The sequence below is a fragment of the Paenibacillus doosanensis genome, assembly GCF_025060755.1.
In the GTDB taxonomy this organism is placed as follows: Bacteria; Bacillota; Bacilli; order Paenibacillales; family NBRC-103111; genus Paenibacillus_S; species Paenibacillus_S doosanensis.
The window spans coordinates 102,259-118,337 of sequence record NZ_JANYUY010000011.1 but is presented as its reverse complement, the minus strand read 5'-3'; the positions used below and the strand labels follow the sequence as shown (position 1 = coordinate 118,337).

Annotated in this window: 8 protein-coding genes; all 8 read left to right on the top strand. The window is 53.7% G+C overall.

Features of this window, described 5'->3' with window-relative positions:
- Positions 1 to 34 precede the first annotated feature (34 nt).
- The 8 genes from N0M98_RS11050 to N0M98_RS11015 all read left to right on the top strand — a co-directional run bounded on the left by N0M98_RS11050 (position 35) and on the right by N0M98_RS11015 (position 16,076).
- Positions 35 to 4,273 (top strand): PA14 domain-containing protein, encoded by a 4,239-nt coding sequence (locus tag N0M98_RS11050; protein WP_259617900.1) that lies wholly within the window; start codon positions 35 to 37, stop codon positions 4,271 to 4,273.
- A 143-nt stretch (positions 4,274 to 4,416) separates the two neighbouring features.
- On the top strand, positions 4,417 to 4,998 hold the full coding sequence (locus N0M98_RS11045; RefSeq protein WP_259617915.1) for a TlpA family protein disulfide reductase: 582 nt from the start codon (positions 4,417 to 4,419) through the stop codon (positions 4,996 to 4,998).
- 53 nt (positions 4,999 to 5,051) lie between these two features.
- Positions 5,052 to 9,389, top strand: coding sequence for a 3-keto-alpha-glucoside-1,2-lyase-like domain-containing protein (locus tag N0M98_RS11040; protein WP_259617899.1), 4,338 nt, complete (start codon positions 5,052 to 5,054; stop codon positions 9,387 to 9,389).
- A gap of 141 nt (positions 9,390 to 9,530) precedes the next feature.
- Positions 9,531 to 10,568 (top strand): ABC transporter substrate-binding protein, encoded by a 1,038-nt coding sequence (locus N0M98_RS11035; protein WP_259617898.1) that lies wholly within the window; start codon positions 9,531 to 9,533, stop codon positions 10,566 to 10,568.
- A gap of 89 nt (positions 10,569 to 10,657) precedes the next feature.
- Complete coding sequence (locus N0M98_RS11030; RefSeq protein ID WP_249864785.1) at positions 10,658 to 12,190, top strand: sugar ABC transporter ATP-binding protein; 1,533 nt, start codon at positions 10,658 to 10,660, stop codon at positions 12,188 to 12,190.
- Positions 12,162 to 13,202, top strand: a complete 1,041-nt coding sequence (locus tag N0M98_RS11025) for an ABC transporter permease (RefSeq protein ID WP_259617897.1) — start codon at positions 12,162 to 12,164, stop codon at positions 13,200 to 13,202. The genes N0M98_RS11030 and N0M98_RS11025 overlap by 29 nt, the downstream gene beginning before the upstream one ends.
- On the top strand, positions 13,186 to 14,202 hold the full coding sequence (gene yjfF, locus N0M98_RS11020; protein ID WP_249864783.1) for a galactofuranose ABC transporter, permease protein YjfF: 1,017 nt from the start codon (positions 13,186 to 13,188) through the stop codon (positions 14,200 to 14,202). Before N0M98_RS11025 ends, yjfF begins: the two co-directional genes overlap by 17 nt.
- 89 nt (positions 14,203 to 14,291) lie before the next feature.
- Positions 14,292 to 16,076 (top strand): sensor histidine kinase, encoded by a 1,785-nt coding sequence (locus N0M98_RS11015; protein WP_259617896.1) that lies wholly within the window; start codon positions 14,292 to 14,294, stop codon positions 16,074 to 16,076.
- Positions 16,077 to 16,079 lie beyond the last annotated feature (3 nt).

Here is a 16,079-nt window from a genome sequence, read left to right as displayed (position 1 = left end):
ATATTATTTTAAAGCTCAAGGAGGATGCAGAAAGATGAAGCTAAAGCGAAAGATAAGCAAGCTGCTTGTTGTGGCGACTACCGTCGCTGCGTTATCGACAGGCGGTATGCTATCCCCGTCGGCGCAAGCTGCGGAGGGGCTTCCCGATTCCGCCGTTCACGGGTTAAAAGGGGAGTATTATACGAATTCGGGCTCACCGCTGTTTAACTTCGGCACACTGAAGTCGACGGTGCTGGACCCGAATTTGGACTTCGGCAGCCTGGAGACCGCATTCGGTATTCTTACCGGACAGCAGGATAAAGTCAATGTGCGCTGGACCGGGTTTATCGAGCCCGAATACTCGGAAGACTACACCTTCTACATTACCGGAGACAACGGTTTCCGGCTCTGGGTCGACGACAAGCTGATTATCGATCATTGGGTTAACGATTGGGATAAGGAGCAGGTCGGCAAGCCGATCCATTTGAATGCAGGACAGAAGTATACAATCAAAGTCGAATATTTCGAAGATACCGGAGGCTCGAATATTCACCTGCGCTGGTCCAGCCCGTCTGTGTCCAAATCCGCCGTTCCGACGGAAGCATTAACTCCGCCTAGCGGGTTCTCCTACGGGGGTAAAATTTCCGTGGACGGCGCCACGGCTGAAGTGAAGCTCGACCAGGCGGTTCAAGCGCTTCCGGGCGGATTGGTCGATCATCTGAAGATAAAAGTGATGGGCACGAACTGGCCGATCGCTTCGGCGTCGCTGAAGCCGGGCGACGACAGCACGCTAATTCTGACCTTCGAAAATCCCGTTTATTCGAAGGATGTATGGCTCGTCAGCGCAAGCTATGACGGGCAGGGCGGTCTGAAAGCCCTGGACGGAACGGTCGTTCCGGCTTTTGACAAGTCGCTTCAGAACGAATCCAAGTATCAAATTATGACGCCATGGGCGAGTCAGGTGACGAAGGAAAATGTGCTGCCGGAATATCCGAGACCGCAGCTGGTGCGGAATCAATGGCAAAATTTGAACGGCGAATGGGAGTTTCAATCGGCCAAAGCGGGAGAGGCCGTTCCTGCGGGGCAAACCTTGAAGGAAAAAATTCTCGTTCCGTTCGCTGCGGAATCCGTGCTCTCCGGCATTCATCGCGTTGAAAACCTGATGTGGTATAAACGCAGCTTCACGGTTCCGAGCGATTGGAGCGGTCAAAGGGTGAAGCTGAATTTCGGCGCTGTCGACTATTTGGCGACGGTGTACGTTAACGGACAGCAGGTCGGCACGCATAAGGGCGGTTATACTTCGTTCAGCTTCGACATTACCGATCAGCTGAAGCCCGGCGATAACGAGCTGATCGTTCAAGTACTGGATAATACGGACACGGGCGAAGATCAGGCCGTCGGCAAGCAAACGGTGAAAAAGCTGGGCGGCATCTGGTATACGTCCGTATCCGGCATTTGGCAAACCGTATGGCTGGAGCCTGTGGCGGCAGCTCATATCGAAAAGCTGGATATGACGCCCGACATTGAGGATCAGGTATTGAAATTAACCGTCCCTGCCGAGCCGGCCCAAGGTCTTACGGTCGAAGCGGTGGCCATCAAGGACGGCCAGGAAGCGGGAAGAATCAGCGGCCCTGCGGGAGAAGAGCTCAAGCTGCCGGTTCCTAATCCGCGACTTTGGTCTCCGGACGATCCGTTCCTGTACGATTTGCAGGTTCAATTGAAAAACGGCGATCAAGTGGTCGATCAAGTCAGCAGCTATTTCGGCATGAGGGAAATTAAGCTCGGCAAGGTCGACGGAATTACAAGACCGCTGCTCAACGGCAAATTCGTCTTCCAAATGGGGCCGTTGGATCAAGGCTTTTATCCGGACGGCATTTATACGGCTCCGACCGACGACGCGTTGAAATTCGATATTCAAACTGTGAAGCGCATCGGCATGAACACGATCCGCAAGCATATTAAAGTAGAGCCTGCCCGCTGGTATTACTGGGCGGATAAGCTCGGCGTGCTCGTCTGGCAGGATATGCCGAGTCTGGAGGACCGTCAGGGCAACCACGGATCGGATATTACGCAAGCCGCCAAAACGCAATGGCTCAAGGAATATAAAGAGATGGTCGATCAGCTGCGCAGCGCGCCGTCGATCATCGAATGGACCGTATTTAACGAAGGCTGGGGAGAGTTCGACTGGGGCGGCCAGCAGACGAAGGACGCGGTCAATTATGTGAAGAGCCTCGATTCCACACGCCTGATCAATAACGCAAGCGGCTGGCAGGATTCCGGAACGGGCGATCTCGTCGACATGCACTCGTACCCTGCTCCGAATGCTCCTACGCCTACGGATACCCGTGCGGCCGTCTTGGGCGAATACGGCGGTCTCGGTCTGCATACGCCGGGACATGAGTGGAGCCCGCTCGTATTCTCGTATCAGGAAATGAAAGACAAGAAGGAAATTACGGATAAATACATCGATTTCATCAATCAATTGAAAAATCTGAAAGCGAGTCCCGGCTTGAGCGCAGCAATCTATACGCAAATTTCCGACGTGGAATATGAAATTAACGGTTTGTTGTCGTACGACCGCAAAGTGGAGAAGCTGGACTTCGATCGTATTGCCAAAGCGCACCGCGAATTGATCGGTACGACTAACAACGAAGATTTGTCGAACGGCATTCAATCCGCCGAACAATTTTACAGCAAGCTCCAGGCGGGAGATAAGCCGGGTCAATATCCTCAAGACGCGCTGGACCGTTTCCATAGCGTTATAGAGTCGGCCAAACAAGTGCTTGCGGCGAGCGGCTCGACTTCAAGCGATTATCAGCAAGCGCTGAATCAATTGTCTTCGGAGCAGGAGCTCATGTTCACGCTAGTTCACGATCCGGTTTCGAAGGGCGCTGCCGTCGACAACTTCGACAGCACGACGCTGAACGACGCTTGGAGCATTTACCGCCCGAACAACGACTATTGGAGCTTAAACTCCAATCCGGGCAATCTGACGATCCAGACGCAAAACGGCGACAGCTACGAGAGCTCGAATGCGATTAAAAACGTCTTTTTGCAAAATGCGCCTGACGGCGACTTCATCATCACGACGAAAGTAACCGCCCCGGTAAGGAGAAACTTCCAGCAGGCCGGTCTGATCGTTTGGCAGAACGAGGATAATTACGTCAGGTTCGGCCATGTATGGGATACGCAGGGAGCGACGGGCAAATCGCTGGAGTCGGCTTACGAGAAAAACGCGAAATATAGCAAAGCGACGAATATGGCTCTTCATCCGGGATACGACACGTCCTATTTGCAGATCCGCAAGGTGGGCAACGTCTATACCACGTATTACTGGGACGGCTCCGCCTGGAAGCCGGCAGCCGATCCGATGACCGTGCAGTTGTCCAATCTGAAAGTAGGCTTCTACGCATTTTCTACGGACGCTACCTCGATTCAAGCGAAGTTCGATTACTTCGCCACCGCTCCCGTAACGAACGATCCTGCGGCTTCGCTGACAGGACCGGCATCCGTAGTGAGCGGCCAGCCGTTCGAGACGGCGGTCAGTCTGGACAATGTTACGCAAACCGTCTATGCGCAAGATTTGAACTTCACCTATGACGCGGACCGGTTGGACTTCGTATCGGCGAGCAGCGCAAAGGACGGATGGATCATCGTCGACAAGAAAGCCGAGCCCGGACATGTCCGGCTGATCACGGCGAATGTAAGCGGAGCGGACGCTTCCGGCGAGCTGTTCAAGCTTCAATGGAAAGCGAAAGACTCGGGAGCGGAGACAAGCGGCACGATTGCGCTATCCAAGCTTATCGTCGCCGACGGGCAGGGGAATGAAACGGAGCTGGAGCCGGCATCGCTGAGCGTTCGCATTACAGCGGGCGTAGACAAGAGCGCGCTGGGCTCGCTGATCGCTACGGCTCAAAGCAAGCACGACGCAGCAACGGAAGGCAATGCCGTCGGTCAATACAAGCCGGGCTCCAAAGCGGCGCTGCAAGCAGCGATCGATCAGGCGCTCGCCGTCTATAACGACGCGCAAGCGACGAAGGAACAAGTGGAGCAAGCAATCGTCGCGCTGAATGCGGCTCTGCAAACGTTCATCCACTCGGTCAACACGGCTCACTCCGGCGACGTTAACGGCGACGGCAAGTTCTCCGTAGGCGACCTTGCTATCGTAGCCGCCGCTTACGGCAAAAAATCGACCGATCCCGATTGGGAGCAGTATCAAGAGGCGGATATTAACAATGACGGCATCGTCGATCTTGTAGACTTGGCGACGCTCGCTCAGAAGATTTTGGAATAAAACGAATTGCGCAGATAAGGTATCTTTTCGCAAGATACCTTATCTGTTTCCTTATGGATGACCTGCGGGGAGCCGTTTTTCGTCCATCGCATCGAATCGGCAGCTCCGACAAAAGCTTCAAGGGAGAGGTTGCATTGAAACAGATGATCGGGTTGTTCATCGGCTTGGCCATACTCAGCTTTTTTCCATTTTATTTCAGCATGTCCAGCGGAAGCGCCGAGCCTGTTTCCGGCGACGGACAGCGTCTGGACTTTCATAAGCTGGAGAACATTATTCGGCTCGCCGAATCCAAGGGAAAGCCGGGGCCGGACGATGTGAAGGCGCCCGCCTTTACTTTGAAAGCGACGAACGGAGCCTATTATTCGATCGGGGGCAAAAGGGAGAAGCCGCTTGTCATTCATTTTTGGGCCAGCTGGTGCGAGGCCTGCTCCGTTGAAGTACCCATGATTAGAAAGCTGTATGAGCAATACAAGAATCAGGTCGATTTTTTCGGCATTAATGTGTTCACCGAGGAAAAGCCGGAAAATATGGAGAAGTTCATACAGGATAACCGGCTTTCGTATCCGATATTGCTGGATGAGCATAAGCATGCCGCGGATCTGTATCAGCTCCATGCGCTGCCCACGGTGTTTCTGATCGATAAGAACGGCTTCGTGCTGGATACCTTCCATATGATAGATCCGCTCGAGCTGCAGGAGAAGGTTGGGCGTTTGGCCGGACAATGAGGATTATGACGGCAACGCCGGGTTACATTCTGAATTCAATAGAGGTGCCATGTATGAGAAAAGCGAAAATAGCGCTCGTTCAGCTGCTCGTTCTCGCGATTTATATGACGCTGCTTGCTCCCTGCCAGGCGCAGGCGGAAGAGATCGGGCCGGTTCCCGAGTATTTTGCCGATCATTTTGACAAAGTATCGATCAACGACAATTGGGAGGCAATCGAAGGGCCGTGGTCCATCGATGCGGGAAAGCTTACCGTTCCGAAAGGACTCGGATATAAAGCGATTGCGAAGGACCGGAAATTCAAGGATTTTACGCTGGAAGCCGACATTGCGCTGGCCGACCGCACCGGCGATGCCGGATTGCTGTTCCGAACGGAAAGCGCGACGCCGGGAGCCGATAACGTGCGGGGATACTACGCCGGCATTACCGCTTCCGGATCGGGCTCCGTCATGCTGGGCCGGATGAATAACAGCTGGACCGAGCTGAAGCGCGCCTCCGTTACAATCAATCCGAATATGAGCTACAGGTTGAAAATTTCCGCCGTCGGCAGTCAAATCAGCGTATATCTTGACGATGTTTTAGTATTGGAGCAGACGGATACGGCGTACGCCGAGGGGAGCGTCGGAGTGCGAATGTATAATTCCGTGCCCTCCTATGATAATGTGACGGTCAAGTCGACGGGGGGAGATACGTTGTTCGCCGATGATTTCAATGCCGCTCAGAATCAGGTCATAACCCGTTGGAACATCATTGACGGAAATTGGAAGCTGCAGTCCGGAGCGATCACCGTTAACAAGGGCGACGGGTATAAAATTTTGGCTCAGGACGTTCAATTCGCCGATATGACGCTGGAGGCCGATCTTAAGCTGTCGAGCGATACGGGCACGGGGGATGCCGGCCTGCTGTTCAAGGTGCAGAGCGCCAAGCCGGGCACCGACAACGTGCAGGGCTATTATGCGGGTTTAAGCGGCGACGGGAAAATAACCCTCGGCCGCATGAACAATAACTGGCAGCCGCTGAAGTCGGTCAAAGCGTTCGACAGCATCGATTTTAATCGTTATTACCATATGAAGGTCGTTACGTTCGGAGACGAGATCAAGGTGTATGTGAACGACTCGCAGAAGCCTCTCCTTATTTATACCGACGATAGTGCCGGGAAGTATGCCAAAGGCGGCGTCGGCCTCAGAAGCTACCGCTCGCAGCCGATGTTCGATCATTTTATCGCGAGCGAATATGCGGTGCCGGAGCCGAAGTTCGCCGAGCCGGTGGGAAACAAGGAGCCGCTCGTGCAAACGCCGTTTATTCCGCTTCCGCTGGGCAGCGTAGAAGCGAAAGGATGGCTGCTCAAGCAGCTTGAGCTGCAGCGGGACGGCGCGACAGGCTATGCCGAGGATTTGTACGGCGAGCTGGGAACGAATGCGGCCTGGCTTGGTGGCACGGCCCCGGATTCCGACTGGGAGCGGCCGGTTTACTATTTGAAGGGGCTTGTGCCTCTGGCTTACACGCTGAAGGACAAAGACTTAATTGCCAAGTCGCAGAAATGGATCGAGGCGATCTTGGCGAGCCAAAACGCCGACGGCTCCTTCGGGCCTGCCGGCAATGACGATTGGTGGCCGCGCATGGTAGCGCTTTACGTGATGAAGGACTACTACGAAGCGTCGCATGACGCCCGCGTGCTTCCGTTCATGACCCGTTATTTCCACTATCAAGCCGCATCGCTGCCGGACAGACCGCTTCGGGACTGGGGGAAAATGCGCGTCGGCGACAACATCGACACCGTGCTCTGGCTGTATAACCGTACGGAGGACGCTTTCCTGCTGCAGCTGGCCGATCTGCTTGCCGAGCAGGGGTATCCGCACACCGATACGTTTACGAACGACGGATTCCAAAATTTCGGCAACGATTTCCAGCCGGTTCATGCCGTCAACGTGAACGAAGCGATCAAAATGCCGACCATTTATTATCAAAGATCGCATAGTACCGTTGACCGCGATGCCTTCCAAGCGGGCGTCGCCAACTTGTCCGATCATGATCAGATTACGGGCATGCCTTCGGGCACCGAGATGCTGGCAGGCATCGCCTCCACGCAAGGCGTCGAGCTGTGCGCCATTACCGAGCGGATGCAGAGCAACGAGGAAGCGGCCATGATTATCGGCGATCCGCGCATCGGCGACGCGCTGGAGAAGATCAGCTTCAACTCGCTGCCGGGTGCGATGGATAAAGATCTGAAGCTGCATCAATATTATTCTTTGCCCAATCAGGTAGAGAGCAATTTGGCGGATCACGGCTACAAGCAAAATTATAATAACGGCACGATGCCTTCGCCGGTTTCCGGTTATCCATGCTGCCGGTTTAATATGCATATGGGCTGGCCGTATTTTGTGAAAAATATGTGGGCCGCCACGACGGACGGAGGCCTCGGCATTATCGCCTACGGACCAAGCCGCGTATCGACACGGATCAAACAGGCGGATGTCACTGTCGAAGAACAGACGAATTATCCGTTTGAGGATCAAATCGGTTTTGAGGTGAATACATCGGCTCCCGTCCAATTCCCGCTTAAGCTTCGGATTCCGGCTTGGGCGGACGCGCCGAGCGTCACCGTCAACGGCCAAGCGCAGCCGGCGGTTAAAGCCGGGGAATATATGACGATCGACAGAACCTGGAGCACGGGAGACAAGGTCGTGCTGACGGTGCCGATGAAGCTGAAGACGTCCGCATGGGTGAACAATTCCGTCGGCATCGAACGCGGCCCGCTCGTGTTCTCGCTGCAAATGGAAGAAGATTGGCAAGTGGAATCGAGCCCGATCTCCGCTGAGCCCGGATTTAATGCGGCCGATCTCGGATTCAATCAATATCGCGTGCTGTCGAAGACGCCTTGGAATTACGGGCTGCTCATCGACCGTGAGCATCCGGAAGCTTCGATTCAGGTCGTTCAGGGACCGATGCCGGATAATCCGTTTATTCAAGCGACAAGTCCGGTCAAGCTGATTGCGAAGGCGAAGAAAATCCCGTCATGGGGCAAGTCGGCCAACCGCGTCGAAGCGGCGGAGCCACCGGTCGGACCGCTGCTCTCGACGGAGCCGACCGAGGACATCACCTTGGTGCCGTACGGGGCGGAGAATCTGAGGGTCACTTACTTCCCGGAAGTGACGGAGAAGCCGGAGCAGGCCGCCCATGCTCAGTACGAGGCGGAGCAGGCCGAGATTTATAAGGCGAAGGTGAATACCAACAACGAATATGCCTCCGGCAAAAGCTATGTCGGCAGCATCGACTACGAGGACAGTTATGTGAAGTTTAGCGACATTGCCGTTCCCGCAGCCGGCACGTACGATATGGACGTCTGGTTTGCCAACGGCAGCGACTACCAGGCGGCTACAGGCCGAATTATCGTCAACGGCAAGGAGCAGACGTATAAATTCCAAGGAACCCGCGGATGGGGACGGTTTATGGCCGCTCCGATCCAAGTAGCGCTGAACGAAGGCAGCAACACGATTACGTTCATGAAAGGCACCGGATACTACGAGCTCGACGCCATCGTTATCCGGCAGAAGGCCGAAGCGCCGGAGCCGGGAAATACGCCGGCGGTAACGTTGACCGGGCCGGATTCGGTCCGGGCGGAGGAGCCGTTTGCGCTGGAGCTCGGTTTAACCGGTGTCACCCAATCCGTATACGCGCAGGATTTAACCGTCACGTACGACCCGGATCGGGTGGAATATACGGGTGTGGAAGAGCTGAAGGACGGGCTTAAAGTGGTCGGACAATCGCAGGCTCCGGGTCAGGTCCGCTTGATTACGGCGAATTTGGGAGCGGGCGATCTCAATGCCGGCTTGCTCAAGCTGAACTGGAGAGCGAAATCCGCCGATCAAACGGCAAGCACGGTCATCACGTTATCCAAAGCCATCCTGGCCGACAATCATGGCGTTGAGACGCCGTTCCCGGGCGTCGCTCATAGCCTGCACATTGCCGCCTCCGCGGACAAAGCGGCATTGCGGCAGCTGATTGCCGCAGCGCTGGAGAAGCACGAGAATGCGGTCGAGGGGACGAACGCAGGCCAGTATCCCGCCGGCTCCAAGGCCGTGCTGATGGCGGCGATCCATCGGGCGCAAGCCGTCGCAGATAACCCGGCGGCTGGGCAGCAAGAGGTCGGGCAGGCTATAACCGACCTGCAGCAGGCGCTGGACGCCTTCCTGAACAGCGTCATTACTCGTATGCCGGGAGATACGAACGGGGACGGCAAGTATACGATCGCCGATTTGGCCATCGTCGCCGCCGCTTACGGGAAGACATCCGCAGACGCGGATTGGGAACAGATCAAACACGCCGATTTGAATGGCGACAACAAGATCGGTATCGAAGATTTGGCTATTGTCGCTCAGCGAATATTGCAATAAACTAGCTTCCGGCGTACGCGGCCTGTACCATGAACGGCGTACGCCGGAATAAAGCAAAAAATGACTTTTGCGTGTAAAGACGCTTGCCGTTACCAAATATTACAATCATTATGTAATTACTCATTTGGAGGAGGAAATGCAATGGCACAAAGAAAAAATTTCATGGGGGCACTTGTCACCGCAGCCGTATTAATTTCTCTTGTTACCGGTTGCGGAGCCAAAGCAACGGAAACGACAGCAACGCCGAAAGCGCCGGAAACGTCCAAGTCGACGGAGGCCCCGCCGGCCAAGCCCGCCAGCGATAAGGTTGTCGTAGGCTTCTCGCAGATCGGCGCAGAGAGCGGCTGGCGCGGAGCGGAGACGCAATCGATCCAGGATACGGCCAAGGCGGATTCGACCATCGAGCTGAAGTTTTCCGACGCCCAGCAAAAGCAGGAAAATCAAATTAAAGCCATCCGTTCTTTTATCGCTCAGAAGGTCGATGTAATAGCTATGGCTCCCGTGGTGGAAACGGGCTGGGAAGCCGTGCTGAAGGAAGCCAAGGACGCTAAAATTCCGGTGATCCTGGTCGACCGGGGCATCGACAAGAAGAATGAGGATCTCTACACTTCCTTTATCGGCTCCGATTTTATTCTGGAAGGCCAGAATGCCGCCAAGGCGATGGCGGAGCATCTCGGCGATAAGGGCAATATCATCGAGCTGGAAGGAACGGTCGGCGCGAGCGCGGCGATAGACCGTAAGAAAGGGTTCGACGATGAAATGAAGAATCATCCGAACATCAAAATCGTCAAATCGCAAAGCGGCGACTTCACTCGCGCTACCGGCAAGCAGGTTATGGAGGCGATTCTGAAATCGCCTGAAGGCAAGGATATTCAGGGCGTGTACGCGCATAACGACGACATGGCTTTGGGCGCGATTCAAGCTATTGAAGAAGCGGGCAAAAAGCCGGGGAGCGACATCAAGATCGTTTCCGTCGACGGCATTAAGGAAGCGTTCGAAGCGATCAAAGCCGGTAAGCTGAACACCGTCGTCGAATGCAACCCGCTGCTCGGGCCTCAATTGTTCCAGGCGGCCAAAGATGTGAAAGCGGGCAAACAGCTGCCGAAATGGATCAAGTCCAACGAAGAAGTATTCTCCGGCCAGAAAGCGATCGACGCTTTGCCTAACCGCAAATATTGATTGATTTTCGCGAAAACGAAATCAGGAGCGGAGCCCCGCTCTTGATTTCGTCTTTCGGTTCACAGTTCGAGTAAAGGAGTGGGAGTTCCATGCAGAAGCCGGTGTTAGTTATGAACGGGGTAAGCAAGTATTTCCCGGGTGTCAAAGCTTTAACGAATGTGGATTTTCAACTTAGAACAGGTGAGATCCATGCTTTGATGGGACAGAATGGCGCAGGCAAATCCACCTTGATTAAAGTTTTGACAGGTGTATATGAAATGGACGGCGGAACCGTTGCCCTGAACGGCCGCGAGGTACGCATCCGATCGCCCAAGGACGCGCAAGCCTTCGGGATCAGCACCGTCTATCAGGAAGTCAATCTATGTCCCAATTTATCGGTGGCGGAAAATTTATTCATCGGCCGCCAGCCGAGATCCTTCGGCGGTGCCGTCGACTGGAAGGCATTGAACCGCAAGGCGGCGGATCTGCTGGAGCGGCTGAGCATTCATCTGGATGTAACCAAACCGTTGTCCGAATACTCCGTCGCGATCCAGCAGATGGTCGCGATAGCGCGGGCCGTCGACATTTCATCCGGGGTGCTCATCTTGGATGAGCCTACCTCCAGTCTGGATCAGCAGGAGGTGAAGGAGCTGTTCCGGATTATGAGGCAGCTTAAGGAAGAAGGAATGGCCATCGTATTCGTAACCCATTTCATGGATCAAGTGTACGAGGTGTCCGACCGCATCACCGTGCTTCGCAACGGCGAGCTTGTCGGCGAGTACGAGACGGAGGAGCTGCCGAGAATCCAGCTGATTTCCAAGATGATCGGCCGGGATTGGAATGAGGAGGAGCAGACAAGCAAGGTCTCCCGCCTTAAGAAAGGGGAAGATTGGGTAACGGTGTCCCGGCTAGGCCGCCGGGGATCGATTGAGCCGTTCGACCTTTCCGTCCGCAAAGGGGAAATATTGGGCCTAGCCGGTTTGCTGGGATCGGGACGCACCGAAATGGCCAAGCTCATCTTCGGTATCGATAAGGCCGATCAAGGAGTCATTACTATCGATAACGAGAAGATCCGCGCCATGTTCCCCAAGAAGGCGATTGAACGCGGGTTGGCCTTTTGCCCCGAGGAGCGCAAGGTGGAGGGCATCGTCGGGGAATTGACGGTCCGGGAAAACATAATATTGGCGCTGCAGGCCAAGCGCGGCTTCTTGAATAATCTGTCACTGCGCAAGCAGCAGGAAATAGCCGCTTATTATATGGACCTGCTCCGGATTAAGGCATCCGATATGGAGCAAAGAATCGATCAATTGAGCGGAGGAAACCAGCAGAAGGCGATTTTGGCCCGGTGGCTGGCCACGAATCCTAAGCTGCTCATCTTGGATGAGCCGACGCGCGGCATCGACGTAGGCTCGAAGGCGGAAATTCGCAAGCTGATCTTGTCGCTGGCCGCCGAAGGGATGACGATATTGATGATTACTTCCGAGTGGGAGGAGATCGTAAGCTGCTGCGACCGGATTATCGTATTGCGGGACCGCCATATTATCGGGGAACTGACGGGTCATGAGATCAGCGAGCAAAAAATTATGCAGATGATCGCGGAAGGAGGAATCCAGGATGAATCTATTCAAGAGCATGTATATTAACGCAGCGCGATTGAAGCTGTTATGGCCGTCTATAGGGATTGCTCTGATCCTGTTGTTCAATGCGCTATTCACGCCTGGATTTTTCCATATTCGCCTGCAAGACGGGCATTTATTCGGCAGCCTCATCGACATATTGAATCGCGGCACGCCGATTTTAATTATATCGCTGGGCATGACGCTCGTCATCGCCAAGGAAGGGATCGATATTTCCGTCGGCTCGGTGCTGGCGATTGCCGCTTCCATGGCGGCATTTCTCTTGCAAAAGCAGTTTCCGTTTATCGTCGCTTTGATCGCAGGTCTGGGAATCGGCGTATTGTGCGGCCTGTGGAACGGGCTGCTGGTCGCCAAGCTGAAAATTCAACCGATGATCGCAACGCTGATTTTATTGACCGTTGGTCGGGGGATTGCGCAGCTGATTTCCGGCGGGAAAATCATTACGATCTCTAACCCTGCTTACCGTTTTGTCGGCGGCGGCTATTGGCTGGGCTTGCCCTTCGCAGTCATATTGGCTGCAGCGGTGTTTATCCTATTGTATGCAATCACCCGCAAGACCGCTTTCGGCTTGTTTCTCGAGGCGGTCGGGGCGAATCGCGTTTCCAGCGAGTTCGCTGGCATTCACTCCACGCGCATTATGATTACGGTTTACGTCATTTGCGGTTTTTGCGCGGCCCTCGCAGGCATTATCGTCAGCTCCAACATTACCGGGGCCGATTCCAACAATGCGGGCTTATGGTTCGAGCTCGATGCGATATTGGCCGTCGTCATCGGAGGAACGTCGATGCGCGGAGGACGCTTCTATCTGGGCGGCACCGTGCTGGGAGCGCTATTTATCCAAACGTTGACAACGACGATTTATACGCTAGGGGTCCCTTCCGAATCGGTCATGGTCGTCAAAGCGGTCGTTATCATTTTCATCAGCTTGATTCAATCCGATGTGCTCAGGGATATATTCAGCGGTATGATTCGCAAAAAAACGGGGAAGAAGGTGCTTGTTAATGAAGCTGCCGCTTAAAATTACCTCCTCCAACATCACCATTCTGGCTACAATCGTCCTCTTTTGCTCGTTGTATGCGATCGGCTCCGCGTTATTCGACAGTTTTTTCTCCATGCAAGTCTTTCTTAACTTGTTTGTCGATAACGCGTTTCTTATTATTGTAGCTACGGGCCTGGCTTTCGTCATCATTACAGGCGGGATCGATCTGTCCGTCGCTTCCTTGATCGCTTTGGTCAGCGTGATCTCGGCCATCATGCTGCAAGCGGGCATACATCCGTTTGTCGTCATGCCCGCCGTCTTGATATTGGGCACCGTATTCGGATTGCTGCAGGGCTATCTCATCTGCAAGTTTCATATTCATCCATGGATTGTTACGCTTGGCGGCATGTTTTTGGCGCGCGGCACCTGTTTTTTAATCAGCCCGGAGAGCATCGTTATCGATAACCCCACATATAGCGCCATATCCAATTACAGGATTCCGTTTTTTGGCGAAGGGACGATATCGATCGGCGTCGTCATTGCGCTCATCACCGTCGCCGCCGCCGTCTACGTATCCCGGTATACGGCATTCGGCAGAAACGTCTATGCGATCGGGGGCAACGAGCGTTCCGCCGAATTGATGGGGCTTCCCGTGTACGCGACCAAGCTGGCGGTTTACACGCTGAGCGGGTTTTGCTCGGCGCTGAGCGGCATCGTGTTTACATTCTATATGCTGTCCGGCTACGGGCTTCATTTAATGGGGGGAGAGATGGATGCGATTGCCGCTTGCGTCATCGGCGGGATTTTGCTGACCGGAGGCTTCGGCTTTGTCGTAGGCCCTATGCTGGGGGTACTGAGCACCGGCGTCATCCAGACGATCATTATGTTTCAAGGAACGCTGAGCTCCTGGTGGACCAAAATCGTCATCGGTTTCCTGCTGTTCGCCTTCATCGCGCTTCAACGGGCGATCGTATCGAGAAGGGAAAGAAACCGCAACCCGCAAACGGCAAAAAAATTGAAAAGGATATCGCTAACCTAGGCCACTTATGATATTATGATTTTGCGTTTAGTATTACAGAAACTATATGTAATGGGTAATTCTGTTGGTTCATTAAGGGGAGGATAGCAGTGAAAGCATTTCTTCGCGGCTGGCATGACTCCAGCATTCGTTTTAAGCTGAACTGCATCTTTCTCATCATTATTTTGATTTCGATCTTGTCTTTAAGCTTTTGGGGCAGCCGGACCTACAGCCATTATTCGGAAAATCAGGCCGATCAGAGCACGCTTCAGATGATTCATCAAGTGGAGAGCAACGTCGATTTGTATCTTAAGCATCTGGACGATGTGTTTTATTATTTGGGAGAGGATTCGGCCGTTAAGCAGTTTATGAAGCTGGGAGGCGAAGAGCCCGATGAAGCGGCGGCAGCCCAAATTCAGAAAACGCTGACCATGTATGCGGCCCGCAACAAGGAAATAACGGGCATGATGCTCGTCAACGGGCAGGGCACTTTTCTGTCGCACGGGATGTACCGGATCACCCGGGATTCCTTGACGGAAGAAAGCTGGTACCGGGATGCCGCGGGGAAGCCGGAAGAGACGCTTATTATCAGCAACCCTATCGGACGCAATGTCGCGGCTTATCAGAATTACAGCTCCTACGACGTGCTGTCGCTGGTGCGCGCGGTGCAGGACCCGGAGACGAAGCGGGTGACCGGCGTCATTCTCATGGATTTGAAGATGGACATGCTGAAATCGATTTTTGAAAATATGAAGCTGGGCAAGTCGGGATTCATGTATATCATCGACCGCAAAGGGGATATTGTATACGCTCCCACGAACAATATCGTGTACCGGATTCAAAGCAGCTGGCTGCAGGACGGGACGCAAGGAAGCTTGACGCAAAATATTAAAGGCCATGATTATCGCATTTTGGTTAACGATTCCGAAACGAATAAATGGAAATTCATCGGGGTGATCCCCGACGACGACTACCAAAGGGTGGTCAAAGACATTCAGCTTTACACGTTAATCGTTACCTTTATCACGATCGCATTGGCATCGTTGCTGTCCACTTATTTTACCGGCACGTTGATCCGCCCGATACGCAAGCTGATGAGTTTAATGAGCAAGGTTCGCAACGGGGAGCTGAATCAACGGTTTGTCGCAGAAACCAAAGATGAAATCGGTCAGCTGGGCCACAGCTTTAATCATATGCTCGAGGAAATCAACAATTTGATCAATCTGGTCTATATCGAACAGAGAAAGAAGCGCGAGGCGGAGCTGCAAGTGCTGCAAGCGCAAATTAAACCGCATTTTCTGTACAATACGCTGGACACGATTCAGTGGATGGCTCAGGAATACGAAGCTGACGATATTATCGAAATTATCGGCGCCTTGACGAATTTATTTCGGATTGGGCTGAACCGGGGGAATGAGTGGATTCCGATCAGGGATGAGATTAAGCATGCGGAAAGCTATCGAATTATTCAGATGTCCCGGTATATGGATAAGCTGGATATTCAGTTCGATATTCCGGAAGAATTGCTCAGATACCATGTGCTTAAGCTGATTCTTCAGCCGGTAATTGAAAACGCTATCTATCACGGCATTAAAGCCAGAACCGGCAAGGGGCTAATCACAATCAGCGCCGTGCGGGAGGAAAACGCGGTTTGCTTTCGAATTACGGATGACGGGGCGGGAATTCCGCCGGAGAAATTGCAGGAGCTCAACGATATTTTGCGCGGCGCGAAAAAACGGAAGGAACAGTATGGCATCGGACTGTTCAATGTAAACGAGCGCATCCAGCTCACCTATGGGTCGTCCTATGGAATTTTTATACATAGCGAAGTCGGGAAAGGCACGACGGTCGAGGTCAGGCATCCTATGGTTCATGTTGGGAATAAGACGGGTTGAGGT